This is a genomic window from Comamonas testosteroni TK102 (assembly GCF_000739375.1).
In the GTDB taxonomy this organism is placed as follows: Bacteria; Pseudomonadota; Gammaproteobacteria; order Burkholderiales; family Burkholderiaceae_C; genus Comamonas; species Comamonas brasiliensis.
In genome coordinates this window covers 5,700,069-5,725,596 of sequence record NZ_CP006704.1, presented here as the reverse complement: position 1 = coordinate 5,725,596, position 25,528 = coordinate 5,700,069, and the positions used below count along the sequence as shown (strand labels likewise).

Below are 25,528 nucleotides of genomic sequence, written 5' to 3'. Positions count from 1 at the left end.
TTGATGCCCCGCAAGCCCGCCGTAGCGCGGGCTTTTTTGTGGGTGGTTTTTACGCAAGTTGCAAAAAGGGAATGACTACAATGGATGCAAGAAACGTGCCTTCCATGAAAAAAACACTCCTACCTCTTGCGCTGGCCTGCGCCCTGGCAGCAGCGACCGGCATGGTCCATGCCGAAAAGGCCGACAGCGCCAAGCCCATGAATATCGAGGCGGATGCGCTTCGTCACGACGAGCTGCAGCAGACCAGCGTCTTCACCGGCAATGTGGTGATGACCAAGGGCTCCATCGTGCTGCGCGGCGCCCAGCTTGATGTGCGTCAGGATGCCGAGGGCTATCAGTACGGGGTGATCAAGGCCGAACCCGGCAAGCGTGCCTTCTTCCGTCAGAAGCGCGACACCCTGGCCGGCCAGCCCGAAGAGTTCATCGAAGGCGAAGGCGAAGTCATCGAATACGACGGCAAGGCCGATATCGTCAAGTTCATCCGCCGTGGCGAGATGCGCCGCTACCGTGGTGGCCAGCTCAGCGACCAGGTCACGGGCTCCATCATCGTCTACAACAACATCACCGACGTCTATACCGTCGATGGTCAGAAGACCAGCGGCGGCCTGCCTAGCTCCTCCGTGGGCCAGGGCGGTCGCGTGCGCGCCATCATGGCGCCCAAGGACGGTACGCCGGGCGCACAGCCCAAGCCCGCCACACCTGCCACCCAGCTGCGCCCGAGCATGACGCTGGGCGGCGAGAAAGCCGACGAGAAGAAATGAGCGAGCCGACCTTCTCCAGCAGCCGCAGCGGCGAGTCCGACAGCCGCCTGGAGGCCAAGCATCTGGCCAAGTCCTATGGCAGCCGCAAGGTGGTCAAGGATGTATCGCTGTCCGTGCAAAAAGGCGAGGTGGTCGGTCTGCTCGGCCCCAACGGTGCGGGCAAGACCACATCGTTCTACATGATCGTGGGCTTGGTACGCAGCGATGGCGGCGAGATCTTCATCGACGGCCAGCCGGTGGGCGGCATGCCGATTCACCAGCGCTCGCGCCTGGGCCTGTCCTATCTGCCCCAGGAAGCCTCCATCTTTCGCAAGCTCAGCGTGGAAGACAATGTGCGCGCCGTGCTGGAGCTGCAAAAGGACGAGCAGGGCAAGGCGCTGACGCAGGGCGAGATCGAAAAGCGCCTCACGGGCCTGCTGCAGGAGCTGCGCGTCGAGCATCTGCGCCAGTCGCCGGCGCTGGCGCTGTCCGGCGGTGAACGCCGGCGCGTGGAAATCGCACGTGCCCTGGCCACGCAGCCGCGCTTCATCCTGCTTGACGAGCCGTTTGCCGGTATCGACCCGATTGCGGTGATCGAGATCCAGCGCATCATCGGCTTCCTCAAGGAGCGCGGCATCGGCGTGCTGATTACCGACCACAATGTGCGCGAGACGCTGGGCATCTGCGACCACGCTTTCATCATCAGCGACGGCCATGTGCTGGCCGAAGGCACGCCCGAGGAGATCGTGGAGAACGCCGATGTGCGCCGCGTCTATCTGGGCGAACATTTCAGAATGTGATGACCCCCACGCTCCCTCACTTTGTATGGTCGCTGCCCCCAGAAGGGGCCCTGGCCGTCTGCGCCGGGGTTTGCCCTGGGGCAGCCCGGCGGCAAACCCATAGCACTGCGCGCGTTTGCAATGATTGTCTGGGAGCCGCGCCTCGATGAAGCCAGGTCTCTCGCTACGCGTTTCGCAGCATTTATCACTGACGCCGCAGCTGCAGCAATCCATTCAGCTGCTGCAGCTCTCCACTCTGGAGCTGGCGCAGGAAGTCGAGCAGATGCTGGTCGACAACCCTTTTCTGGAGCGTGCGGGCGATGAGGCCGAAACTGCGGGAGATGCTCCTTTAGATGTAGCTAGTAGCGCCAGTGAATACAGTACTTCAGATAGTATTCATGCTGAAAAAGAAGCATCGCAAGCGCAATTAGCTACTGAAACAGTAGCGGAAGCACCGAGCCCCGAAACCCCGGAAACCCTGAACTGGGAGGCCGACGGCATGGACGGCCAGGACGGCGAATGGGGCGGCGAATCCAGCAGCGAGTGGGATACGCCCTCGGCCAGCAGCTCCACGCGCAACCGCGATGGCGATGACGAAACCGATGCCATCGATCTGGCGCGCGAGCACCAGAGCCTGACCGACTTTCTCCATCGTCAGGCGCTGAGCCTGCATCTGGGCGCGGCAGACACGGCGGCGCTGCGCTTTCTCATCGAGTCGCTCAGCGACGACGGCTATCTCGAGGATTCCCTGCAGGAGCTGGCGCAGAGCCTGGCCGGCGACGATCTGGAAGAGCGCGAGGAGCTGGAGCAGCACTTTGCCATTGCGCTGAAGCTGCTGCAAAGCCTGGAGCCGGTGGGCGTGGGCGCGCGCGATCTGGCCGAGTGCCTGCAGCTGCAGCTGCGCGACCTGATCCGCACGGCCGAGGACGAGGGCACGACCGAGGCGCATATGAACCGGCTGCTGCTGGCGCAGGCCATCTGCGCGCAGCCCATGGACTTGCTGGCGCGGCGCGATCTGCGCAAGCTCACCAGCCTGTGCGGCGCGCGCGAGGAACAGCTGCGCGAGGCCATGGCCCTGATCGCCAGGCTGGAGCCGCGTCCGGGACGCCGCTTTGTCGACGTGGAGCGCCATATCGTGGTGCCCGATGTCATCGTGCGCCCGGTGCGGGCCGGCTCGGGCAGGGCAGACTTTTCCGTGCAGCTCAACCCCGAGGTCATGCCGCGTCTGCGCGTGCACGACATCTATGCCGGAGTGCTGCGTCGCCACAAGAACAGCGACGGTCATGCGGCGCTGCAGCAGCAGCTGCAGGAGGCGCGCTGGTTCATCAAGAACATCCAGCAGCGCTTCGACACCATCTTGCGTGTTTCCGAAGCCATCGTGGAGCGGCAGAAGAACTTCTTTGTGCATGGCGAGCTGGCCATGCGCCCGCTCGTACTGCGCGATATCGCCGACACGCTGGGCCTGCACGAGTCCACCATCAGCCGCGTGACCACGGCCAAGTACATGGCCACGCCCCAAGGTACTTTCGAGCTCAAGTATTTCTTCGGTTCGGGCCTGGGCACGGAAACCGGCGGCAGTGCCTCCAGCACGGCCGTACGTGCGCTGATCAAACAGTTTGTCGATGCCGAAGATGCCAGAAAGCCGCTGTCGGACGCCAAGCTGGCCGACATGCTCAAGGAGCAGGGCATTGAGTGTGCGCGCCGCACTGTCGCCAAATACCGCGAGCAGCTCAAGATACCGACGACCACGCTGCGCAAGGCGCTGTAGCGAATCGCCTTGCGGCTCGGAGCAAAAAGGCAAGCGGCCTGATGAAGACCGCTTGCCTCGGGCCGGATGTGCGTCGTCGCTTATGGGGCGAGTGGGGCCAGCGTTGCGGAGTACTTGCCGTTCTGGGCGTTCTTGCTCACCACGACATTGAACATGGCATAGACCGGATCGTCGCCGGTGGCAGCGCCGAGGGTGACCGACTTGGTGCCCAGCACGCCGTCATCCCAGGATGCGACCTGTACCGTGGCGACTCTGCCGGCGGCCCTGGCGTAGTTGGCGATGGCGACTCGATAGGTACCCTCCTGCAGCCTTGCCGAATCGCAGGATGCATAGTAGTGCTCGGGTCCGTAGGCGACGGTATTGTCCACATCGAGATAGCCGCTGGTGCCGCGCATGTTGCGGTAGTAGACGTGCGAGCCTGATGGCTCATAGGTGTGCAGATCGACGTCACCGCTGCCGTCCCATGTCAGGGTGGTGGTGAAAAAGCCGGATGTCGCTTGGGCAGGCGGAGCCACGAGTGTGGACAGTGCGGTCGTGATGTGGCTCTTCACGCGGTTGGAGATATCCAGGCCCGGGTTGATGTAAATCTCGATCAAACCATGACCGAGCAGGTCTTTCTCGCCATTCACGCCGGTGGGGCGCAGCAGATAGCCGGGAATGCTGTCCGTGATGCTGGCCACCGTGCCCACGGCTCTCAGGCCATTGATGACCAGATCCAGATCCGCCAGGGTGTGTTCGCCGTTGAGCGTGGGCGATGCCGGCGCAATGTGCACCACCTTCACCGAGCCTGCAGCGGATTTCGGTGCCGCATAGGCATACGCAGCGTTCGCAAACAGATTGCCCTGAGAGTGGGCGACAAAGAGAATCTTCTTGCCTTCGAGAATCCAGTTATCGATGCGCGATTGATGCTCCATATAGTTGGCAAGCGTCGGCGGCTGGGCCAGCAGGGAGCTGAGCTGGCTGATGGCTGCCGACTTGTACCAGTCAACGAATCCCGTGAGCAATCCGGCCGCTGCCGACACGGTGTTGACTATGCTGCTCCACCATGAGCCGCCACCATTCAGGGCCTCGAAGAAGAGCTCGTACCGGCCTGCCAGCAAGCCTTCCTGCTCCTGCAGGCGCTGTTCGAAGGTTTCGACGAAATCCTCGAATCCGTTGGAATAGTTGTACAGGGTTTCATACTTGATCTGATCGCCGCCGGGTGCGGTCTGACCGTGAATGCGCTTGAGCTCCTGCAGGGCTCGATTGGCCTGCGATTCGGTGGTTTGGACACCGTTCAGAAAGGCAAAGGCGATCCCCGTTTCCCGGCACAGATTCGTATCGGGGTTGACGACTTGAGCGCCACCGGTGAGCGGGGTGCTCACGACGATGAATGACAGCAAAATGCATGTGCATTTTTTGAGAATCTTATTCACAGGTATCTCCCTCTGGCAAAGCGGAGGAGGTTCCATCAAGTGCCTTGTTGTATTTCAGATATGCCAATAACCGGTCCTTGGTATTGGCCGTCATCGATTCCAGCTCTTGCGCGACTCGGGCCGGCTGCTTGGAGCCATCGGCACCATCAAATTGGGAATATATGCAGTTGATGCCCCGGGAAATCTCTTTGCTGATGGCCTTGACCGCATTGATGTTCTCGGTGTCGACAAGCAAGGCCTTTTGAAAGGCTCTTGCGGTTTGCATCGCGGCGGCAAGTCGGGCGCCGGTATATTCGGCGGCCAGCAGTGATTCGATATCGTCGCGCACACCGCTGGTATTGCTGTCGGGCCCGCTGATATCAGGGCCGCGTTCCAGCTTGGGAATCTCTCCGGACGACTCAAGTGCCGCTATTTTTTCAGCGGGAGTTTGAGTGACGCCAGGGCCTGGCGGAGTGCCGCCACTTCCTCCGCCGTGGCTGTCACCATCGCCGCCGCCGCATGCAACGATTGATCCCACCAGGGATGCAATCAATAGTATTTTTATGTTTTTTAGCACTGTCGCTCTCCTCGGAGGGGCGTTAAAAAATTTTTCGTTTGAAAATGCATAAATTTCACTCCCTGCTATTTGTTTGATAAAAGGCCGATTCCTGTGATTTTTAACAGGTGAAGAAATTTTATCGACCTCTTTTTAGGTTATATCTTTTATTAAGGGTAAACCCTTGCATTGAAATGATCTGGGTTTACTTTTAATCAAAGTCCATGCCGGGTTGACAATTGTTTTGATGCTTAAAATACCCTTTGATTGTGAGTAAAGGTTTTTAATGACATATTTTGTAACCCGTTGCTATTTAGTTTGATTCTGATTTGTTTTTGTAATGACGGATATTGCATGGCAGATAAATTCCAGGCACCGAGATGCTTTTGCTGTCTTATGGACAGGAATACGCACGCTCCATGGGGGCGGGATTTGAGACGGGATTTTTGAGATGTCCCGCCGAGAAGGCGAAAAAAAGCCGCTGGACATGCGTCAGCGGCTTTTGGGGGGCTTGGCCTTCAGTGCAGGCTTATCGGGACGGAATCAACCACCAGATAAACCAGACCAGCACGCCGATCATCAGTCCGAACTTGAGGATCTTGTAGAAGGTCGGATTCCAGTCGCGGAAGGCGCGGCGGTACTTGCCCGCATAGAACGAGATCTTGAACAGCTTGCTGATCATGCCGCGCGGGTCACCTTCATTGTTGGGCGAGCTGGCGGCGGCCACCACGTTCTTGCCCAGCCAGTGATTGAGCCACTGCGCAAAGCCATTGGTCATGGGGCGCTCCACATCGCAGAACAGCACGATGCGGTTGCCTTCGCTGCGGTTCTCGGCCCAGTGCATAAAGGTTTCGTCGAAGATCACGCCTTCACCTTCGCGCCAGCTATAGGGCTGGCCGTCGACCTCGATCATGCAGCGGTCGTCGTTGGGGGCTAGCACGGCCAGGTGATAGCGCAGCGAGCCCGCGTAGGGGTCGCGGTGCAGATTGAGCTTGGCGCCGGGCGGCAGCTCGGCAAACATGGCGGCCTTGACGCTGGGAATCGACTTCACCAGGGCCGTGGTCTTGGGGCACAGCTCCATGGCCGAAGGGTGGGCGTCACCGTACCACTTGAGATAGAAGCGCTTCCAGCCGGTCTTGAAGAAGGAGTTGAAGCCTGCATCGTCGTTGTTGGCGGCGGCCTTGATCTGCATGTTCTTTTGCAGATTGACGGCTTCCTCGCGGATTTCACGCCAGTTGGCCTGCAGCGGCGCCAGCTCGGGGAAGGTGCTGGTGGGCAGATAGGGCGTGCGCGGCACCTTGCTGAACATCAGCATGAAGACGTTGAACGGCGCTGTGAACGTGGAGTGGTCAAACAATTGCTTGACCACCTTGTGGCGCACCTTGCCGCGCAGATGCATATACAGCCCGCAGCCAAAGAAGAGCAGCACCAGTGCCAGAACGATAATTTTTGCCATAAGGATCAATTTTACCGGGGGCACCCCGGCTGCCACCATGGTGGCAGGTCAAACAGAACCAGGGTAGGGGAATATCAAAAGCCATAGCTGCCGGCACTTGGCTGTCAGGCGCGGCAGCAGGTCCGGATCGATATTCAGGGCAGGGCCAGCACGGCGCAGTTGCACAGATCCGCGCTCTCGAAGACCGTTTTGTCGCCCGCTTTAAGCCCCGGCACGGGGAACAGGCGCACCGTCAGCGGCTTGTTGAGGCGAAAAGCCATGGTGCCCGTATCGCGCATGACGGCGGCGATCTGCTCGGCGCTGCTGTCGCCCGGCACGGGCACGGTATCGAGGCCGATGCCGCAGACGCTGCTGTAGGTCAGCAGGGCGCGGATATCGAACTCCTCGTCGAGGCTGGCCTGGGCCAGTCCCTGGTCCTCGGTCACGGCCAGCATCAGGCCGCTGAAGCCGATCTGCGTCACGCCGCTGACCGATTTGAAGACGCGGGTCAGCAGGGCCGAGGCTTCCACCGTGCCGCTGGCACCGAAATATGGCACGCCCAACAGTTGGTAGACATCGACCATGGAGGCGCAGGACTTGGATGGCGCGGCCGAGGTGTCCATGCCCGCGATGTGCCAGCCCTCGGCCAGCGTCACGCCGTCGGCGCAGCGCTGTATGGCGCCGGCGTGCTCGTTCAGGGTCTGGCTCAGGCGCTCGAAGGCGAGCCTGAACCACGCGGCGTGATCGAGTTGCAGGCGCTGCTGCTGCAGCGCCTTCAATTCAGCCACCATAAGGTCTGGCGTTTCCAGACCCAGCACCAGGGCGCCGTGGTGCTGGCCGCGGTGGTAGCTGGCCGGGAAATAGGGGATGCCGGGTGCGCAGTTGAAGTTGACCGTGAAGTTGAAGTTGCCTTCGCCGCGTGGCGTGGTGCGCGCGATTTGCTGGATGGCCTGCACGCTGTGGGCCAGCAAGCCGGTTTGCAGGAAGCCATGTTCATCCAGATCGATGTTCACACAGGCGTTGCACAGGTCGCCATAGGCGGCAATCAGCTGCGGCAGCAGGGCCACTTCCTGAGCATTGCGCGCTTCGCCCACGGCAAAGCGGATGCGGCGTTTGCCGGTGTTGATGGTCTTGAGCGTTTCGGCAATGTGCTGCAGGCCGGCGAGGGCGCTGTCGATGCGGCAGACGTCCAGGTATTCGCCGAACGGGTTGCTCACAATGCGGATGGACTGTACCTGGTAGCCCAGCGCCTCGATGGCATCGGCCACGGCATCGCATTGCTGCTTGGCCTGGGTCAGGCCGGCCTGCCACTGTGCCTTATCGGCGCTCAGGTTGACGAAGGCGGTGACGGTGCGCACGCGCACCAGCGGGTTGAAGCTGATATTCATAGCAGTATCCGTAGGCAGGAGAATGGCTGGCGGCCATTTTGCATCTGAAATCTGAATATGCCGATCACAGCAGGCGTGTGCCCAGTGGCACCTCCTTGTCGGGCACGCACAGGGCCACGGCTCCCGTGGCATCGTGAAAACCGGTCACAAGACATTCGCTCATCAAGGGCCCAATCTGCTTCTTCGGAAAGTTGACCACGGCCACCACCAGCCGCCCTATCAGCTCCTCGGGCTGGTAATGCTCGGTGATCTGCGCGCTGGACTTGCGCTGGCCCAGCTCGGGCCCCAGGTCCACCAGCAGCTTGTAGGCGGGTTTGCGGGCCTCGGCAAAGACCTCGGCCTGCAGCACGCGGCCTACGCGCAGTTCCACCTTCATAAAGTCGTTCCAGCTGATTTCTTCCATGTCGTCATTGCTCCTCGGTCTGGCATCATGCCTGGGGCCCTGGATGCATCTGTAGAGCAACGCTTGTCGTGCGCGGGCACCGGAAAAGGCCTAGCGCGTATGCTTATGCCCTGTAAAGCGCACAACAGGCTCCCGTGAGCGTCCGGCGCCTGCGCCGTTGCTGGCGCGCACTGATTTCTATGAACCAACTGCATTTGTTTCTGCCCTGCGCCGCCGGCGTCGAGGGCTTTCTGGCCGACGAGGTCCACGCCATCACCGGCGCCAGCGGGCAGGATCTGCTCGTGGGCCGGGGCGGCGTCATGCTGCGCGGCATGTGGCGCGATGCCATGCTGCTCAATCTGCACAGCCGCCTGGCTCAGCGCGTGCTGATCGAGCTGTCCCACACCATGTACCGCAGCGAGAACGATCTGTACCGCGCCGCCAGCGAGGTGGCCTGGGAGATCTGGTTCACGCCCAAGGAAACCTTCAAGATCGAAGTCACTGCCCAGCACAGCCCGCTGACCAGCCTGAACTTCGCGGCGCTCAAGGTCAAGGACGCGATCGCCGACCGTTTTCGCGCCAAGCGCAACGGCGTGCGCCCCAGCGTGGAGACCCATCACCCCGATGTGCGCGTGCATCTGCACCTGACGACCGACGGCGCGACCATCTATATCGACACCTCGGGCGAGGCACTGTTCAAGCGCGGCTGGCGCGAAGACAAGGGCGATGCCCCGCTCAAGGAAACCCTGGCCGCAGCCATGATTGCAGCCTCGGGCTGGAACCCGCATGGCGACGATCCCCAGCCGCTGTACGACCCCTGCTGCGGCAGCGGTACCCTGGTGATCGAGGCCGCCCAGATCGCGCGCAGGATTCCGGCCGGCATTCTGCGTCGCTTTGCGTTCGAGAAGCTGATCCCATTCCAGCGCCATGTCTGGGAAGCCATGCTGGACGAGGCCGAGGCTGCCATCCTGCCCGAGTCTCCCGTGGGCATTTACGGATCGGACATCGCCTTCCGCATGGTGGACTTTGCCCAGCGCAATGCCGAGCGCGCCGGCGTTGCCGATTCGGTCAGCCTGCGCGGCGGTGATGCGCTGCAGCGCATGCCGCCCAGCGAGCAGCCCGGCATGATGATCCTGAACCCGCCCTATGGCGAGCGTATTGCCGCGGCTGGCGCCTCCGGCCGCAATGCCGCAGAGCGCATGGGCCAGGTCGAACGCGCAGGCCGCGAAACCGCGCAGACCGAGGACGGCGGCGAATTCTTCAACCAGCTGGCCAGCCACTGGAAGAGGAACTACAGCGGCTGGAGCGCCTGGATGCTGACGCCCGACCTCAAGCTGCCCAGCAAGATGCGCCTCAAGGAGTCGCGCCGCACACCCATGTGGAACGGCCCCATCGAGTGCCGTCTGTTCCGCTTCGACATGATCAAGGGATCGACCAAGCCGCGCAAAGCCGCTGATGGCGATGCTCCGGAAGGCCGAGCCCAATGAAGATCGCGCCTCTGCGCTGGCCGGACTGCAACGCCGGCTACGACGGCCCCTTGCCGCGTCCCATGATTCTGGACACCAATGTGGTGCTGGACATGCTGATCTTTGACGACCCGGACATCCCCGTCATCCGCGATCTGGTCGCCCGTGGCGAGGTGCGCTGGATTGCCGATGAGGCCCAGCGCATCGAGCTGGGGCGCGTGCTGCACTACAGCCAGATTGCACCGCGCGTCAGCTACTATGGCAAGACGCCCGAAGGCGTGATGGCGGCGTTTGATGAGGCCGTTGAATACGTGCCTGAAGCACCCAAGATCCGCTTTACCTGCACCGATCCCGATGACCAGCATTTCCTTGATCTGGCCAGCCTGCACAAGGCCTTGCTGGTCAGCAAGGACAGGGCCGTGCTCAAGCAGCGCAAGCGCGTGGCAACGCACTATGGTGCGACGGTGGGCAATGTGGTGGTGATGGAAGAGGAAATCGCTGCGCTTGAGGCGTAGTCAGTCGAAAAACCGCATGCCCGCATAAGGCCGCAAGCGGCATTGCGCCAGGCGGCTTTCCAGCGAGCCGACATGGACTTCGAGCTGGTGGCCGTCCGGGTCCAGAAAGTAGAAGGAATCGCCTTCGCTGCGGTTGCTCTTCCACTCCCGGACACCGCATGACCTGGCATGCTCCACAAAGTGCGCGAAGTCCTGCTGAGCAAGGGTGAATGCGTAGTGGGTGTAGTCAGCGCTGCGGGCCTGGCTTCGCTGTTTGTCTGACGACAGGCACAGCCACAGATCGCCGAGTGCCAGATAGGCACCTTGATCCCACTGAGCGCGCAGACGCAAGCCCAGCACGCGGACATAGAAGTCCACGCTGAGTGGCAGGTCCGCGACGGCCAGAGTGAGGTGGTTCAGTCCTGAAAGCATGATGGCAATGGGTGGGCATGGCACATGCCGTCCAGTGTGTCATTGCCTTGCATCAGCGCTGTCCCTGAATGGCGCAGTCCTCGCGGGTCAGCAGGAGCTGCGCACCGCCTGTGTTGCGCCCCGGGGCATCCAGAAGTCCAGGACGCCGCTTCTGCCGGCATCGGGCCCGCGAAGTCCGTCGCTGTCCGTCAAACCTTGCACTGCCCCATGGAATCCGCAGGCATTGCCGGCCGGAGCCAACGAGACACCGGGCCATGGTTGTGGCGGCCGAACCACCCATGGCTGGCCTGGATTTGCGCATGCGGATTAGGATTCATGCCGCAGGGACGACCTTGCCGGGCCATGCTATGCATGGCCTGTATTCCTGCCGGGACGGCCTGGCCATTCGATCTTCAAAGAGGTTTTCTATGGCTTGGGTTTATCTGCTGGTGGCTGGCGTTCTGGAAGTGGTCTGGGCCTTCACCATGAAGCAGTCCCATGGTTTCACCAACCTCAAATACAGCGCCATCACCATCGTGGCCATGATCGCCAGCTTTGGCCTGTTGTCGGTGGCCATGCGCAGTCTGCCTCTGGGGACGGCGTATACGATCTGGACCGGTATCGGCGCCGTGGGTGCATTCCTGGTGGGCGTCACGGTGCTGGGCGAGCAGCTCAGCGCCATGCGCGTGGGAGCGGCTGTCCTGATCGTCAGCGGTCTGGTGCTGATGAAGCTGTCGGCGGAATGAATGCCCGGGCTTCGTCCCGGCCGGCGCTGCAGTTCCTTGTGAATGACGACGGGGGACGAACGCGTGGGGTGAAGCGCATGGCGCGACAATAGCGGGATGACATCCTCCACGACGCCCCTGCATCCCGGCGCAGCTTCGGCCCGCAAGGCCCAGCCCAAACTGACCACGCTGGACAAGACCCGCATTGACGACACGCGCATCAAGATCGTGCGCCCGCTGCTGACTCCGGCACTGCTGGAAGAGTGGCTGCCCGTGACCGAAGAGGCGCAGCAGCTGGTCGAAACCAGCCGTGCAGCCATCTCGCGCGTGCTGCATGGCCAGGATGACCGGCTGGTGGTGGTGGTCGGACCCTGCTCCATTCACGATCACGATCAGGCCATGGATTACGCGCGCCAGCTCAAGGTCCAGGCCGATGCGCTCAAGGACGATCTGCTGATCGTGATGCGGGTCTACTTCGAGAAGCCGCGCACCACAGTGGGCTGGAAGGGCTATATCAACGATCCGTACCGCGACGGCAGCTTTGCCGTCAACGAAGGGCTGGAGCTGGCACGCCGCCTGCTTCTCGATGTGCTGGCGCTGGGTCTACCTGCCGGCACGGAATTCCTGGATCTGCTGTCGCCTCAGTTCATCAGCGACCTGGTCAGCTGGGGCGCGATTGGCGCGCGGACCACGGAGAGCCAGAGCCATCGCCAGCTGGCCAGCGGTCTGAGCTGCCCCGTGGGCTTCAAGAACGGCACCGATGGCGGCGTGAAGGTGGCCAGCGATGCCATTTTGGCCGCCCAGTCTTCGCATGCGTTCATGGGCATGACCAAGATGGGCCAGAGCGCGATCTTCGAGACACGTGGCAATCAGGACTGCCACATCATCCTGCGCGGCGGCAAGGCTCCCAACTACGACGCAGCCCATGTCCAGGCTGCGTGCGAAGTGCTGGAAAAAGCCGGTCTGCACCCGCAGGTGATGATCGATTTCTCGCATGCCAACAGCAGCAAGCAGCATCGCCGCCAGATCGATGTATCGGCGGATGTGGCCCGGCAGATTGCCGGGGGCGACACGCGCATCACCGGCGTGATGATCGAAAGCCATATTCACGAAGGCCGTCAGGACATCGTGGAGGGTGAAGAGCTGCAATACGGCGTTTCGCTCACCGATGCCTGCATCAGCATGGAGCAGACCACCCCGGTGCTGGAGCAACTGGCCGCCGCCGTGCGCGCGCGTCGCCTCAAGACGGCCTGAGGCCGAAAGGACGAGGCTGGATGAACAAGAGGCGCCGCGGCGCCTCTTGTTCTTTGTTCTTTTCAGGCACACGGCCTTCCGGATCTTGGGCCGGCCGCCCATGCTTTCAGAGATCCAGTGTCAGCCTGAGCATGTCCTTGTGCTGCACGCCGCGCTCCCACAGCGGGGTGGTGTAGTTCTGCAAAAAGAAGTCGCGCTCGATGTCGGTGACGCGAAAACCCAGGCGTTGATAGAACAGCAGCTGGTCGCCAAAGCTGCCGGTTCCCACATCCAGCTGCTGCACGCCGCGTTCACGCATTTCGCGGATGGCTCGTAGCAGCAGGGCCGAGCCTATGCCCTTGCTCTGCCAAGCCGTGGACACGGCCATATTCATCAGCTCCCATCGGTGAAGGCCGTCGCCCTCGGGGATCAGCACGCATACGCCGATCAAGGCCCCGAGGCCGCTGGGCGTGAACTGTTCCGTCTGGCGCGCTGCAAAGCAGGTGGAGCCGGGCAGATAGCGCTTGACGCGCTCGCGCGAGGGATCGGCCAGCAGCAGCAGATGCCAGGGCGCTTCTGCGGGGTTCATGGTGGTGATATGCCAGGCGGCGGGCGTGCTCGGGCCGGTCGGCGTGGAGGTCATGCGCGCGCTCCGCTGCGGTGGAAGGCGGGCGCGGCATATTGGCCGGGCTGGATGTCGGCATTCATCCGATGGGACGCAAGCCCGCCCATCTGCTGCAAACCACAATCTCGCGCCATTTCCACTTTCCGACTGCGGGAGTTGTGAGCCCGCCACAAATATTGTCAACAGGCCATAGCGTAGCAGTCGGCGGGCAAATTCGGTGACGTACTGGTGAAAAGTACAGCGTACCGCGGCAATTTTGATGCAGGAATCTCGCGAATATTGATCTGCACAGGCCTTGCAACTGCGTGAGCAAGCACTTCGAGTCAATGCACTGGCGAGTCTGACGACCTTTGCACAGGACGGGCTTTGCAAAAATGCAGATAGTGGTTTATACTTAGCGCCAAGGGTTAACCCTTAAGGTTAAACCCGCGAACGACAGCACATGAGATGCGTGTTGTCCATCGCTTGAAGTGCATCTCTTGATTTCATAGAAAGTTCATCATGCGCCAAGCTATCAACTCCCTGATCGAATTCATCCAAGAAGCTCGCGAGTTCCATCTGGATCTGGCCAACCAGTAATCACGCACTGGTTCGAGAAACAGCCGCCGCTCCAGGCGGCTTTTTTTCGTCCTGAAGGAAGTGTTCAGGCCGCCAGCAGACCCTGTTTCTCTATGAAGGTCACCACCTCGTCCAGACCTTCCAGCGTCTTGAGGTTGGTCATCACAAAGGGCTTGAGACCCTTGGGCGTGGTGCGCTGCTTGATGGTGTCGCTGCGCATGATGTCCAGATTGGCGCCGACATGGGGAGCCAGGTCGGTCTTGTTGATGACGAAGAGATCGCTCTTGGTGATGCCGGGGCCGCCCTTGCGCGGAATCTTCTCGCCTGCTGCCACGTCGATCACGTAGATGGTCAGATCCGACAGCTCGGGGCTGAAGGTGGCAGCCAGGTTGTCGCCACCCGATTCGATGAAGACGATGTCGGCATCGGGGAAGTCCTTGAGCATGCGGTCAATGGCCTCCAGGTTGATGGAGGCGTCCTCGCGGATCGCCGTATGCGGGCAGCCGCCGGTTTCCACACCCATGATGCGCTCGGCGGACAGGGCGCCGCTGATGGTCAGCAGGCGCTGGTCCTCCTTGGTGTAGATGTCGTTGGTGATGGCGACCAGGTCCCATTTGCCGCGCATGGCCTTGCAGAGCATCTCCAGAATCGTGGTCTTGCCCGAGCCCACGGGCCCGCCTATGCCCACGCGCAGCGGAGGCAGCTTCTTGGTTCGGTTGGGGATATGGTGCAGTGCGGTCGACATGGTGAGTTCTTTCGGGAATGAGAGGGTTGCGATCAGCGGGTCTTGCCATAGGCACGCTCCACCTTGGCAATGCGCAGCTCGAAGTGCTGGTACCAGGTGGTGTGACCTTTTTCCTGGGCGATCTGGTGCTCGGCGTTGTGCTTCCATTCATGGATGGCCTGCTCGCTTTCCCAGTAAGACACGGTGATGCCGAAGCCCTGGGCATCGCGGCTGCTTTCGGCGCCCAGATAGCCGGCCTGCAGGCTGGCCAGCTGTGCCATGCGATCGGCCATCTCGCCATAGCCTTGGTCCGCCGGGCTGCGCAAGGAAGTGAAGATGGCGGCGTAGTACGGTGGCCGGGGCGTGGCGGCAAACAGTGCAGACATGGCGGATGGAGGTTCAGCTACGGAAAAGTCGAGAATACTGGTGTTCATGCTGGGCCGAGAGAATGGCCAGCATGGGCGAGAAAGCCTGTCTTGCGTTGTCCGGCAACGCCAGCGCGTATTCGACGGCGGCGGGAATCTCTGAAGTCAGTCGCGCCAGGATGCGCTGGCCGGCGCTCTGGCCCAGGGGAACGGCCTTGATGGCGGCCTGAACCATGTTCTCGGCCCAGCCAAAGGCATAGGCCAGCAGCGCATCACGCGGCGTGGCACCGGTGCATTGGGCCGCCAACGAGAAGGCGACCGGGTAGCTCGCATCCTGCGCGGCCAGCCAGTGGACGGAGGCCAGCGGGACGGTGTCATCGGCATAGCGGTTTTTCAGCCACTCGGTCAGCGAGCGACCCATCTGCTCTGTCTGCAGGCGCAGCTCGCTGGTTTCACGTGTGACTCTGACCCACTGGTTGAGGCTGGCAATGCGCGCCAGATCCGCGCTTTTCCACGCCGGCATGGCCTGCGCAATCACCGCCATGTCGCCGCGCGACTGGGTCAGATGCAACTGCTGCACCAGCCAGCCGGCGGCCTCTGCCTCCGTTGTGACCAGTGCTGCATTGATGGCCGCTTCTAGCCCTTCCGAATAGGAAAAACCGCCGATGGGCAGCGCCGGCGAGGCCAGCCACATCAGCTGCAGAAAGCTCTGCGCGCCAAGAGCCAGCAGTGGTTCAGTGGGCGTGGTCATGCGAGTGTCCATGGCCATGATGATGGTGGCTGTGGCCGTCATTGGTCACATGGCCGCCATAGGCGCCCCCTTCGGGCTCAAAGGGCAAATCGGCTTCGACTACCGTCATATGCATGCTGCGCAGCATATCGGCCAGCACATGGTCGGGTTCGATCTTCAAATGGTCGGGCTGCAGCTCGATCGGCACATGGCGGTTGCCCAGATGGTAGGCCGCGCGCATCAGGTCAAACGGCGTGCCATGCTCGGCGCAGGCCGTGATGTGCAGCACTTTTTGCGGTGCAGCCAGCACGCGGATCAGGCTGCCGTCTTCGGCCACCAGGACATCGCCGCCGCGCACGGCCTGGCCGCGTGGCAAAAAGACGGCCAGCTCGCGACCCTGGCTGTCGGTGGCAGCAAAGCGGCTCTTCTGACGCACGTCCCAGTCCAGTTCCACGGACGCAGAGCGTTTGAGGATGACGGCGGAAAGGCCCTGGCCCTGGAGCAGCAGTTTGTTGGCAGTCAGCATGGTGAATTCACAATGAAATAAAAGGCCAGAACCAGATTGGCGCGCATGTTGCATGTGCTGCGCATACCAGTGCTTTTGACGGTTCGAGCAAGATGACAACTCTTTTGGAAACTTCGGCAGAAATGGCAGCCCCGACCTCTTTGCATGATGCGCCAGCGGACTGGCAGGGCTGTGGCGCAGCCTATGTGGCGGTGTATGGCACGTTGCGCGCCGGTGGCATCAACGATATTTCCAGGCTCCAGCCGGGCATCGCCTGTGTCGGCAGGACCCAGCTGACCGGCACCTTGCATGACCTGGGCTGGTACCCGGGCCTGATCCTGCAAGGCACGCAGGCCGTGCTGGCCGAGGTCTACCCCATGGACCATGCACTTGAGCAGGCCATGGACCGCATCGAAGGCCTGTGGCCCGAAGACCTGGGCGAATACGCCAAGCGCATTCTGACCCTGCCCGTGATGCTGACCCAGGGCGGTCAGCAGTTCATCACCTTGCTGGTGTACGAGGCCTTGCCCGCCACCGTGAGCGCTGCGCCGCAGCTCGCCGTCAGCGACTGGCTGGCCTGGTTTGAGGGCAAGGGCATGCAGCATCCGGATACGGAGTTTCAGCTCAACACCGCTCAGAACAGAAAGTAGCGCTGTGCCATGGGCAGGCTGACCGCGGGCTCGCAGGTCAGCAGATCGCCATTGGCGCGCACGGCATAGGTCTGGGCATCCACCTCCATATGCGGCGCCAGATCGTTGTGGATCATGTGCTGCTTCTTCACAGTGCGTATGCCCTTGACCGCCGACAGGGTCTTGTGCAACCCGAAGCGCTGGCCGATACCGGCGGCAAGCCCTGCCTGGGAGACAAAGGTCAGCGAAGTTCTGGCAACCGCCCCGCCAAAACTTGCAAACATGGGGCGGTAATGCACGGGCTGAGGCGTGGGAATGGAGGCATTCGGATCGCCCATGGCCGCCATGGCGATGCTGCCGCCCTTGAGGATGCAGAACGGCTTGACGCCAAAGAAGGCCGGCTTCCAGATCACGATATCCGCCCACTTGCCCACTTCGATGCTGCCCACCTCGTGGCTGATGCCATGGGCAATCGCGGGGTTGATGGTGTATTTGGCGATATAGCGCTTGACACGGAAGTTGTCGTTGCGCGCGCCGTCGCCGCTCAGGGCGCCGCGCTGCAGTTTCATCTTGTGCGCGGTCTGCCAGGTGCGCAGTATGACCTCGCCCACGCGGCCCATGGCCTGGCTGTCGGAGCTGAACATGCTGATCGCGCCGATGTCGTGCAGGATGTCCTCTGCCGCAATCGTTTCCTTGCGGATGCGGCTTTCGGCAAAGGCCAGGTCTTCGGCAATGCCGGCGTCCAGGTGGTGGCAGACCATGAGCATGTCCACATGCTCGTCCAGCGTGTTGATGGTGTAGGGGCGCGTGGGGTTGGTGGAGCTGGGCAGCACATTGGCCTCGCCCACCACTTTCAGAATGTCGGGCGCATGGCCACCGCCCGCACCTTCGGTGTGGAAGGTGTGAATGGTGCGGCCCTTGAATGCGGCCACGGTGTCCTCCACAAAGCCGGACTCGTTGAGCGTGTCGGTGTGGATGGCGACCTGGGTGTCGGTGTCCTCGGCCACATCCAGGCAGTTGCTGATCGCTGCCGGCGTGCTGCCCCAGTCCTCGTGCAGCTTGAGGCCGATGGCGCCGGCACTGATCTGCTCGTGCAGGCCGCCGGGCAGGCTGGCATTGCCCTTGCCCAGAAAACCCAGATTCATGGGGAAAGCGTCGGCGGCCTGCAGCATGCGTTCCATATGCCAGGGGCCTGGCGTGCAGGTGGTGGCGAAGGTGCCGGTGGCCGGGCCGGTGCCGCCGCCGATCATGGTGGTCACGCCGCTGGTCAGTGCTTCCTCGATCTGCTGTGGGGCAATGAAATGGATATGGGTGTCGATGCCGCCTGCGGTGACGATATGGCCTTCGCAGGAGATGATCTCCGTGCCCGGGCCGATGATGATGTTCACACCCGGCTGGGTGTCAGGGTTGCCGGCCTTGCCTATGGCCACGATACGGCCGTCCCTGAGGCCGAGGTCGGCCTTGACGATGCCCCAGTGGTCCAGGATCAGTGCGTTGGTCAGCACGGTATCGACCGCACCGCCTGCGTCGGGGCCGGTTCCCGTCCCGTCGCGTGTGCGCTGGCTTTGCGCCATGCCGTCGCGGATGGTCTTGCCGCCGCCGAACTTCACTTCCTCACCATAGCCGCCAGCGGCCAGGGTATAGTCTTTTTCGACCTCGACGATGAGCTCGGTGTCGGCCAGGCGCAGGCGGTCGCCCACGGTGGGGCCAAAGGTTTCTGCGTAGGCTCGTCGGTCCATGGTGGCCATTGAGGATTCTCCGATTCAGGTGTTCAGCGCAGGGGCTGCTGCTGGGCTGTGGTTGGCAGGGCGGCGGGGCTTGTGCCGAGCAGGTCGCGCAATGTGCCCAGTGCCAGGGCCAGCAGCAGTGCAGCGCAGCAGCGGTAGGTAAAACGGCTCCAGTGTGCGGCAGCGCGGCGGAAAAGCCGGTCCACCAAGGCTGCGCAGGCAAAGCTCCAGAGCAGGGACGAAGTCATGAATCCCGCGAAGAAGACCCCGTAATCGCTGGCGCCGGGCTGGGTCACTCCCACTGCCCCGAGGGCGCTGCCCATGGCGGCCCAGTAGGCCAGGTTCTGCGGGTTGGTCAGCGACAGGGCCATGCCGCGGCGCAGGGCCTGCTTCTGCGTTGCGGCGGCGGTGGCCGAGACATCGAGCCGGTGTTCGGTACGCCCGGCCTTCCAGCTGTCCCAGGACAGCCAGAGCAGGTAGGCGGCGCCCGCCAGACCAACCGGCCAGCGCAAGGCGTCGACCTGCATGACCAGACCAATGCCGGCCAGGCCCAGCAAGGCCCAGCTCGCATCGCCCACCAGGGAGCCCAGCTGCACCGCCAGCGCAGGGCGATAGCCCCCGCGCACACCTTGGCGCACGGTTTCTGCAAACACCGCGCCGGGCGCAGCATTGAACACCAGGCCCAGCACAAAAGCAGAAGCAAACAGCATCAGCATGGCCGGTCAGTCCCTGATATTTGCGGGTAATGCACCCTGGACCAGACCGCGAAAGCCATAGATCTGACGCTCGCCGCCGATCTCGACCAGCTCCACCGTGCGCTGCTGCCCTGGTTCGAAGCGCACGGCCATGCCGCTGGCAATATTCAGGCGCATGCCGTGGGCGGCGGCGCGGTCGAAATCCAGACCTGCATTGGTTTCGGCGAAGTGGTAGTGCGAGCCGACCTGAATCGGCCTGTCGCTGGCATTTTTCACCACCAGCGTGAGCGTGCGGCGGCCGGGGTTGAGTGCATGGCTGCCCTCGTCAAGAATCAGTTCGCCGGGGATCATCTTTCGTCTCCTTGCGCAAAGGCCTTGTGCTGCGCTGTGCCGGGGTGTTTCATGTCACGCCAGTTTCGTCAGCATGAAAGCGCCGAGCGCGGCGGTGGCTGCACCGCCGAACCGGGCCACCCACTGGTGGCGCTGCATGAGGGCATGACCGAGCACCATGCCTGCGATATGCAGTGTGGCCGAGCCCAGTGCAATGCCCACCAGCGCGCCGACGGCAGCCAGGCCGCTGTCTCCGGCCAGCTCAAAGCCGTGTGCAGCGCCATGGAAGAAGGCAAACACGGCAGCCAGGGAGGCGGCGGCGGCCCAGGGCATTCGTTGCTGAACCAGCACCAGCAGGCCCAGCACCAGCACGGATGCGGCAATCATGGGCTCCACGCCCGGCACCCACAGGCCGGCAAAGCCGGCCACGGCACCTGCCACCAGCAGGGCCACAAAGGCCGCAGGTGCACGCCAGGCCGTGCGCAGGCCGGGCATGGTCAGCGCGCTCCAGGCGCCCACGGCCAGCATGGCGGCCAGATGGTCTGCGCCGGTAAACGGGTGGGCAAAGGCATGGCCCAGGCTGTCGAGAAAGTGGTGATGGCCGCCTGCATCGGAGCCCATATGGGCGAGAGCGGACAGGGGCAGTGCAGTCGCAGCGGCGGCTGTGGTGGCAAGGAGCTTAGTGAATTTCATAGCTGTTTGCGCTTGAAGGGTAAGGGTTTGATGGCTAAAGGCCTGAATTCTCGGAGCCGAGTCAGGCGATGGGTTCGTGCACGGTGACGAGCTTGGTGCCATCGGGGAAGGTGGCCTCGATCTGGATGTCGGGAATCATCTCGGGAATGCCTTCCATCACATCGGCACGGGTCAGCACGCTGCGGCCTTCGCTCATGAGCTGGGCCACGGTCTTGCCGTCACGTGCACCTTCCATCACAAAGGCGCTGATCAGTGCCACGGCCTCGGGGTAGTTGAGCTTGAGGCCGCGGGCCATGCGCCGCTCGGCCAGCAGGGCCGCAGTGAAGATCAGCAGCTTGTCTTTTTCGCGCGGTGTCAGTTCCATCGTCTTCAATCCCTCAGTCAGCTCGCGCAGCCGGTGGCACCGGCAGAACGCGCGCTGGGAGTTTCATGCCCTTTTATGTAGCAAGTGCTATGCCAATGGCAAGCCCTTGTTGCTGGTGGATGGCGGCTGGGTTGCTGTGATATGGCACCTTGTTGGTGCATTGGGTTTGCGGATATGCACCATGGCGTTCCCTGGATGCCGTGGCTGGCACTTCTTGGTGCATTGCGGGGCGATGACGGTGCAGTGCGTGGCACGGACCTTGCTTTTCTGGTGCATGTATCAAGGACTATTGAACAGAAAAGGCATGCCGCTTTTGCAGGCTGCAGCAAGGCAGGGCTTGCTGACCTGGGGATGTGTCTCCCTGTGTACGGGCGCAGTGTGGGCAAGGACGGTTCAGGAAGGTGACAAGACATTGCCCGAGGTGCAGGTGAGTGCCATGGTCAAGGGGCAGGCACTGGATGAGGCGCAGCGCGCGTTTTCCGTCACCGAGTTCAGGCGCGACGAAATTCGCGAGCAGCCCAGACAGGAAGTGGAGTCGCTGTGGAGTCTGGTGCCCGGCATGCATGTCAATCACTACCAGCTCAGCGGGGTGGCCAACGGGCTGGTGATGCGCGGCTTTGGCGGCGGCGGCCATGGCGGCGATGTGGCCGCCACACTGGATGGCATCCCGCTCAACGAAGCCATGTCGCATGCCGATGGCTATTTCGATCTCAATGTGGTGGTGCCGCTGGAGCTGGATCAGCTCAATGTCTATCGCGGTCCCGTGTCGGTGATGCAGGGCAATTACAACCGCGCCGGATTGCTGGAGCTGCGCACGCGGCGCAGCGGCAGCTATACGGAGCTCGAAGTCAGCGCCGGTTCGGACGGCATGTTCGATGCCCAGGCCGCACTCGGGCGTGGGCTGGAGGGGGGCGATCAGCTCAATCTGGCGGCCCAGCATTCGCGCGGAGATGGAAACCGGCCCAGTTCGGGCTTTGAGCGCAGCACCATCAGCGGTACCTGGAAGCACCAGGTGCATGAAAAGCTCGATATCTCGCTGTCCGGTCGCTGGCACGAGGCGCGTGGCGACTCGCCCGGCTATCTGACCGAAGCCCAATGGCGGCAGAATCCCCAGGGCAAGGACAGCCGTGTGGCGGGTGATGGTGCCGACAAGCACTTTGGCACGGTGCGCCTGGATGCGCAGTACGCACTGGATGCCGAGACCCGGCTGCTGGGCTTTGTCTACGGCACGCAGCAGGATTTTGTGCGCTGGTTCACCCGCCCGCGCAGCGCCACCTGGATGCAGCGCGAGGAGCGCTACGACCGCAGCGTGCTGGGAGCGGGGCTGAATGTCAGCGGCAAGTCCCGCCTGGCGGCGCGCGAGCTGAACTGGATGCTGGGCCTGGAGCAGGTGCGCGAGTCCACCGACTATGGCTACTGGGATGGATTGCTCGACCGCCGGCGCACCGGCCCTGCATTGAATGATCGCAATACACGGCTCGACAACACGGCGATCTACGGCCAGGCTGGCTGGCAGCCGACGGCCTGGTTGCAGACCACGGCGGCCCTGCGCTGGGACCACTTTGACGGCCGCTGCCGTCTGCTGGGCGAGGAGGCCGGTGGCGATGAATGCAATCGCATGCTGGGCCGCAGCCATGCCAGCCCCAAGCTGGGAGCATTGGCGCAGCTCAATGCCCGCACGGCCGTGCGGGCCAGCTGGTCGCAAGGCTTTGCGCTGCCCAGCGACTTTGCCAAATACGCGCTGCGCAACAGCGACCTGCATGCCAATATCTTTCGCCAGAGCGAGCTGGGCGTGGAGTGGAAGCCATCGGGCCATTGGCTGATCGATGCATCGCTCTATCGCATCAGCTCCAGCCATGAAATACGCAACACAGCACCTGGCGAGTATGAAAATCTGGGAGCGACCGTACGCAGGGGCGCCGAGCTGCAGCTGCACTGGCTGCCCAGTCGCAACTGGCATGTGGAATGGGCTTATGGCCACAATCGCTCCGAAGTCACGCAGAACGCGAATGGCGCATTGCTGGGCCGGCGTGTGGTGGCCGTGCCCGAGTACACCAGCACCTTGCATGCACGCTGGATGCCGCGCAGCGATGTCACCGTGCATGGATTGCTGCGCCATGTGGGCCGCGCGCCCATCAACACCGGCAATACCGAATGGGCAGGCAGCTATCGCTGGCTGGACCTGGGCCTGCAATACCGCTTGCCCGCAAGCCTGGCGCGCAATGCCAGCCTGAGCCTGTGGCTGCGCAACGCCGCCAACACCCGCTATGCCAGTACCACCACCATGATTGCCGGCCAGCGTCTGGTCGCGCCCGGCGCGCCGCGCAGCGTGCAGCTGGGCCTGCAGTTTTCCTTGTGATTTTCCGGAGCTTCCATGTCTGTTTGCAGGACACGTCACCACATCATCGCCCGCATTCTGTGCACCACGGCCGCTGCCTGGCTGCTCTGCGCCCACCCGGCTTCTGCCGATAACGTCTGGCTGGAGCCCTATGCGCAGGGCGGCTATGTCATGCAGTTTGGCGGTCATGAAGGCCGGACAGAGGCCTTCGATCCGGCCAAGCTGCAGCGTGTACACGCCTATGACCTGCGCGGCCGTGAAGTGCCCAGCGCCGTGCAGAATATGCAGGGCGGCATACGCATCAAGCCCGATGCCAGGGCGGCGCTGATTGCTGTGGAACTCGATAACGGCTATTTCAGCAGTACGGGGAAAGAGGGCGCCATGCTGCCTTTGCCCATCGACCAGAACCCCGGTGCCGTGCGCGGCGTGCATGCACGCAAGTTCCACAAGACCGTGGTGCGCTGGGGGGCTGTCATGCAAAAGCCGCTGGGTCAGATGTTCGAGGTGGTGCCGCTGCAGGGGCAGTCTCCCCATGCCGGTCAGCCGTTCAGGCTGCAGGTGTTGCTGCATGGCAAGCCGCAGCCTGGCGTCAGACTGTCCTGGGGAGAGAACGGTTCTCCCACGATGACGGACGCGCAGGGTCAGGCGACCATGACGCCAGCTGTCGGCAGCAATACGCTGCAGGCCATACTGCGTCAGCCTGTGCATGGCGATCCCAGGACCACCGAGAACAGCTACGAGTATCTGCTGCGCTTTGCCGTGCATTGATGAAGCCGCATTCCGTCAGTTCAAGATCCGTTTCACAGCCTGCTGCCATGACCGATTCCACGCCTGTTGCCCGCCGCACCCGAGAGCAGATTCTGCAAGCCATCCGCGATGCGGCGATTGCGGAGTTCAGCAGCCACGGCTTCAAGGGCGCATCCACGCAGGCGATCGCGGAAAGAGCCGGCCTGACCAAGCCCCAGCTGCACTACTACATCGAGAGCAAACAGGCCTTGTATGACGAGCTGCTCTATGCGCTGCTGGAGGCCTGGTCTGCGGCTTTTGCGTTCGATCCGGCACTCGACGATCCGGCGCAGATCATCGGCAACTATGTGCGGCGCAAGCTGGACTATGCGCTGGACAATCCGGCCCTGTCGCGCATCTTCACCAACGAGGTGCTGGGTGGGGGCTTGCGTCTGCATCAATACTGGCCTGTCGCGCTGAGTTCCACGGCGCAGAAGGTGGATCTGATCAACGCCTGGATCGCGCAGGGCCGCATGCGCAGCCTCGATGCGCGCGTGCTGCTGATGCAGATCTGGGGCATGACCCAGCACTATGCGGACTATGCGGTGCAGGCCAGGGTCATGCTGGAGTGTGCCGACGACCAGCCGCTGGATCGCGAGCATATTGCCCGGGAGCTCACCACTTCCGTGCTGTTGAGCTGTGGTCTGGCACCAATTTGAAGACGGTCTGCGCAAGCCTGGTGCAGGTCGCCGGGCCGCAGGCGGCTAGCTCTCCCTGGCGTGTTCTGGCACACCGTTTGCTTAGATTTGACCAGTCGATCAAATCGGATGGTCAATCATGCCCAACACTGCCCCGGATACTCTGGAAACGCCCGTAGAACAAGGCTTTGAGCTGGTATTGCTGCGTCAGGGATTGCGCTTGCCGGTGGAGCCCGCAGAGCGCATTACCGATGTGCTGCAACTGGCCGGTGTGGTCATAGAGACGGTGTGCGAGCAAGGCATTTGCGGCACTTGCGTCACGCGCTGGACGGCCGGTGATCCCGAACACCATGACCGCTGCCTGACCGATGAGGAGCGCAGCACGCATGTGGCTTTGTGCTGCGCACGCAATCGCGGCGCAGCTCTGACCCTGGATCTTTGAAGGGTCGACATGCGAGTGCTTGTGATCTTTTCCCATCCCGTGGAAACCAGCTATCAGGCCGCATTGCATGCCGAGGTGGTACAGCAGTTGCGCGGCGCCGGGCATGAGGTCGATGACTGCGACCTGTACGCGGAAGGCTTCAATCCCGTGATGTCCCGCGAGGAGCGCCTGGGCTATCACGAGGTGCCGCAGAACCGGCTGCCCGTGCAGCGCTATGTGGACCGCCTGCTGTGGGCCGAGGCCGTAGTCTTCTGCTTCCCGACCTGGTGTTTCGGTCTGCCGGCCATGCTCAAGGGGTTCTTCGATCGCGTGCTGATGCCCGGTGTGGCCTTCGACATCAGCGATCCGCAGCACGTCAAACCGGCGCTGACCCATCTCAAGCGCATTGCGGCGGTGGTGACTTATGGGCGTCCCCGCTGGACCGCGCTGTTCATGGGCGATCCTCCGCGCAAATGCATCACGCGCTATCTGCGCATTCTCACGGGCGGCAAGGCGCGTATCGACTATCACGCCTGCTACCACATGAACGTGGCCACGCCATCTCGGCTGCAGTCCTTCAAGGCCCATGTCGGCCGGGCCATGCGCCGCTTTGCCTAGGAGAGCTCTCC

General features: G+C 62.5%; 28 protein-coding genes and 1 pseudogene. 13 read left to right on the top strand and 16 right to left on the bottom strand.

All coding sequences use genetic code 11. The annotated features are described in order from the left end of the window. The first annotated feature begins 104 nt into the window (after window positions 1-104). From lptA to O987_RS25960, 3 genes are all read left to right on the top strand, one after another. Window positions 105-761 carry a lipopolysaccharide transport periplasmic protein LptA gene (lptA, locus tag O987_RS25970; RefSeq protein ID WP_029158548.1) on the top strand — a complete coding sequence of 219 codons (657 nt, stop codon included), beginning with the start codon at window positions 105-107 and terminating at the stop codon, window positions 759-761. Continuing rightward, window positions 758-1,540, top strand: coding sequence for an LPS export ABC transporter ATP-binding protein (gene lptB / locus O987_RS25965; RefSeq protein ID WP_003060565.1), 783 nt, complete (start codon window positions 758-760; stop codon window positions 1,538-1,540). Before lptA ends, lptB begins: the two co-directional genes overlap by 4 nt. Window positions 1,541-1,685: 145 nt before the next feature. Continuing rightward, window positions 1,686-3,287 (top strand): RNA polymerase factor sigma-54, encoded by a 1,602-nt coding sequence (locus O987_RS25960; protein WP_043375674.1) that lies wholly within the window; start codon window positions 1,686-1,688, stop codon window positions 3,285-3,287. An 80-nt stretch (window positions 3,288-3,367) separates the two neighbouring features. Here O987_RS25960 and O987_RS29620 read toward each other — a convergent pair whose 3' ends face one another. The 5 genes from O987_RS29620 to O987_RS25935 form a co-directional block, all read right to left on the bottom strand. After that, window positions 3,368-4,651, bottom strand: a complete 1,284-nt coding sequence (locus tag O987_RS29620; RefSeq protein WP_235214222.1) for a hypothetical protein — start codon at window positions 4,649-4,651, stop codon at window positions 3,368-3,370. Window positions 4,652-4,694: 43 nt separating this feature from the next. After that, window positions 4,695-5,258 carry a hypothetical protein gene (locus tag O987_RS25950; protein ID WP_144244977.1) on the bottom strand — a complete coding sequence of 188 codons (564 nt, stop codon included), beginning with the start codon at window positions 5,256-5,258 and terminating at the stop codon, window positions 4,695-4,697. Window positions 5,259-5,766: 508 nt separating this feature from the next. Continuing rightward, complete coding sequence (locus tag O987_RS25945) at window positions 5,767-6,693, bottom strand: aspartyl/asparaginyl beta-hydroxylase domain-containing protein (RefSeq protein WP_080731616.1); 927 nt, start codon at window positions 6,691-6,693, stop codon at window positions 5,767-5,769. 134 nt (window positions 6,694-6,827) lie between these two features. Next, a complete protein-coding gene (locus O987_RS25940; RefSeq protein WP_043375669.1) occupies window positions 6,828-8,060 on the bottom strand; it encodes a DUF711 family protein in 1,233 nt (410 codons plus the stop codon). A gap of 64 nt (window positions 8,061-8,124) precedes the next feature. After that, window positions 8,125-8,463, bottom strand: a complete 339-nt coding sequence (locus O987_RS25935; protein WP_003060580.1) for a tRNA-binding protein — start codon at window positions 8,461-8,463, stop codon at window positions 8,125-8,127. Between the two features lie 179 nt (window positions 8,464-8,642). Between O987_RS25935 and O987_RS25930 the strand changes: the two genes are divergently transcribed. Then, a complete protein-coding gene (locus tag O987_RS25930) occupies window positions 8,643-9,929 on the top strand; it encodes a THUMP domain-containing class I SAM-dependent RNA methyltransferase (protein WP_003060586.1) in 1,287 nt (428 codons plus the stop codon). Beyond that, on the top strand, window positions 9,926-10,423 hold the full coding sequence (locus O987_RS25925; RefSeq protein WP_003060589.1) for a PIN domain-containing protein: 498 nt from the start codon (window positions 9,926-9,928) through the stop codon (window positions 10,421-10,423). The genes O987_RS25930 and O987_RS25925 overlap by 4 nt, the downstream gene beginning before the upstream one ends. On the opposite strand, the gene fos is transcribed toward O987_RS25925, so the two are convergent. Further along, window positions 10,424-10,834: a fosfomycin resistance glutathione transferase gene (gene fos / locus O987_RS25920; protein WP_003060592.1), complete on the bottom strand. Its 411-nt coding sequence runs from the start codon at window positions 10,832-10,834 to the stop codon at window positions 10,424-10,426. Between the two features lie 407 nt (window positions 10,835-11,241). Between fos and O987_RS25915 the strand changes: the two genes are divergently transcribed. Together O987_RS25915 and O987_RS25910 are read left to right on the top strand one after the other, a co-directional pair. After that, on the top strand, window positions 11,242-11,559 hold the full coding sequence (locus O987_RS25915) for a DMT family transporter (RefSeq protein WP_003060594.1): 318 nt from the start codon (window positions 11,242-11,244) through the stop codon (window positions 11,557-11,559). 96 nt (window positions 11,560-11,655) lie between these two features. Beyond that, window positions 11,656-12,792 carry a 3-deoxy-7-phosphoheptulonate synthase gene (locus O987_RS25910; RefSeq protein WP_003060596.1) on the top strand — a complete coding sequence of 379 codons (1,137 nt, stop codon included), beginning with the start codon at window positions 11,656-11,658 and terminating at the stop codon, window positions 12,790-12,792. Window positions 12,793-12,898: 106 nt separating this feature from the next. Here the strand turns inward: O987_RS25910 and O987_RS25905 are convergent, their stop codons facing one another. From O987_RS25905 to ureE, 5 genes and pseudogenes are all read right to left on the bottom strand, one after another. Beyond that, on the bottom strand, window positions 12,899-13,414 hold the full coding sequence (locus O987_RS25905) for a GNAT family N-acetyltransferase (RefSeq protein ID WP_003060599.1): 516 nt from the start codon (window positions 13,412-13,414) through the stop codon (window positions 12,899-12,901). A 625-nt stretch (window positions 13,415-14,039) separates the two neighbouring features. Beyond that, window positions 14,040-14,699, bottom strand: a complete 660-nt coding sequence (ureG, locus tag O987_RS25900) for an urease accessory protein UreG (protein ID WP_003060601.1) — start codon at window positions 14,697-14,699, stop codon at window positions 14,040-14,042. 32 nt (window positions 14,700-14,731) lie between these two features. Further along, the gene (locus O987_RS25895; protein ID WP_043375666.1) at window positions 14,732-15,064 is read right to left on the bottom strand and encodes an antibiotic biosynthesis monooxygenase family protein; all 333 of its coding nucleotides are present in this window, start codon (window positions 15,062-15,064) and stop codon (window positions 14,732-14,734) included. A gap of 13 nt (window positions 15,065-15,077) precedes the next feature. Beyond that, window positions 15,078-15,794 carry an urease accessory protein UreF gene (locus O987_RS25890; RefSeq protein WP_029158545.1) on the bottom strand — a complete coding sequence of 239 codons (717 nt, stop codon included), beginning with the start codon at window positions 15,792-15,794 and terminating at the stop codon, window positions 15,078-15,080. After that, a pseudogene (ureE, locus tag O987_RS25885) lies at window positions 15,781-16,299 on the bottom strand (urease accessory protein UreE); the annotation flags it as partial. The gene O987_RS25890 and the pseudogene ureE, both read right to left, overlap by 14 nt. 122 nt (window positions 16,300-16,421) lie before the next feature. On the opposite strand from ureE, the gene O987_RS25880 reads away from it, so the two are divergent. After that, a complete protein-coding gene (locus O987_RS25880; protein ID WP_043375661.1) occupies window positions 16,422-16,928 on the top strand; it encodes a gamma-glutamylcyclotransferase family protein in 507 nt (168 codons plus the stop codon). On the opposite strand, the gene ureC is transcribed toward O987_RS25880, so the two are convergent. The 5 genes from ureC to O987_RS25855 all read right to left on the bottom strand — a co-directional run bounded on the left by ureC (window position 16,913) and on the right by O987_RS25855 (window position 20,716). Next, window positions 16,913-18,655 carry an urease subunit alpha gene (gene ureC, locus O987_RS25875; protein ID WP_043375657.1) on the bottom strand — a complete coding sequence of 581 codons (1,743 nt, stop codon included), beginning with the start codon at window positions 18,653-18,655 and terminating at the stop codon, window positions 16,913-16,915. The two genes, O987_RS25880 and ureC, sit on opposite strands and share 16 nt — an antisense overlap. 23 nt (window positions 18,656-18,678) lie before the next feature. Next, window positions 18,679-19,350, bottom strand: coding sequence for a LysE family transporter (locus O987_RS25870; RefSeq protein WP_043375655.1), 672 nt, complete (start codon window positions 19,348-19,350; stop codon window positions 18,679-18,681). A gap of 6 nt (window positions 19,351-19,356) precedes the next feature. After that, on the bottom strand, window positions 19,357-19,680 hold the full coding sequence (locus O987_RS25865; RefSeq protein ID WP_003060614.1) for an urease subunit beta: 324 nt from the start codon (window positions 19,678-19,680) through the stop codon (window positions 19,357-19,359). 54 nt (window positions 19,681-19,734) lie between these two features. After that, window positions 19,735-20,352, bottom strand: a complete 618-nt coding sequence (locus tag O987_RS25860) for a HupE/UreJ family protein (RefSeq protein WP_003060615.1) — start codon at window positions 20,350-20,352, stop codon at window positions 19,735-19,737. A gap of 61 nt (window positions 20,353-20,413) precedes the next feature. Beyond that, window positions 20,414-20,716, bottom strand: coding sequence for an urease subunit gamma (locus O987_RS25855; RefSeq protein WP_003060617.1), 303 nt, complete (start codon window positions 20,714-20,716; stop codon window positions 20,414-20,416). A 304-nt stretch (window positions 20,717-21,020) separates the two neighbouring features. Here O987_RS25855 and O987_RS25850 point away from each other — a divergent pair, with 304 nt between their 5' ends. The 5 genes from O987_RS25850 (at window position 21,021) to O987_RS25830 (ending at window position 25,517) form a co-directional block, all read left to right on the top strand. Continuing rightward, a complete protein-coding gene (locus O987_RS25850; protein WP_235214220.1) occupies window positions 21,021-23,075 on the top strand; it encodes a TonB-dependent receptor in 2,055 nt (684 codons plus the stop codon). 15 nt (window positions 23,076-23,090) lie between these two features. After that, window positions 23,091-23,822 carry a DUF4198 domain-containing protein gene (locus tag O987_RS25845; RefSeq protein ID WP_043375650.1) on the top strand — a complete coding sequence of 244 codons (732 nt, stop codon included), beginning with the start codon at window positions 23,091-23,093 and terminating at the stop codon, window positions 23,820-23,822. A 47-nt stretch (window positions 23,823-23,869) separates the two neighbouring features. Beyond that, on the top strand, window positions 23,870-24,499 hold the full coding sequence (locus O987_RS25840) for a TetR family transcriptional regulator C-terminal domain-containing protein (protein WP_003060623.1): 630 nt from the start codon (window positions 23,870-23,872) through the stop codon (window positions 24,497-24,499). A 118-nt stretch (window positions 24,500-24,617) separates the two neighbouring features. Beyond that, window positions 24,618-24,920, top strand: coding sequence for a 2Fe-2S iron-sulfur cluster-binding protein (locus tag O987_RS25835; RefSeq protein ID WP_043375647.1), 303 nt, complete (start codon window positions 24,618-24,620; stop codon window positions 24,918-24,920). 9 nt (window positions 24,921-24,929) lie between these two features. Continuing rightward, entirely contained in the window at window positions 24,930-25,517 is a 588-nt protein-coding gene (locus O987_RS25830) for an NAD(P)H-dependent oxidoreductase (protein ID WP_003060627.1), read from the top strand. The last annotated feature ends 11 nt before the right edge of the window (window positions 25,518-25,528 follow it).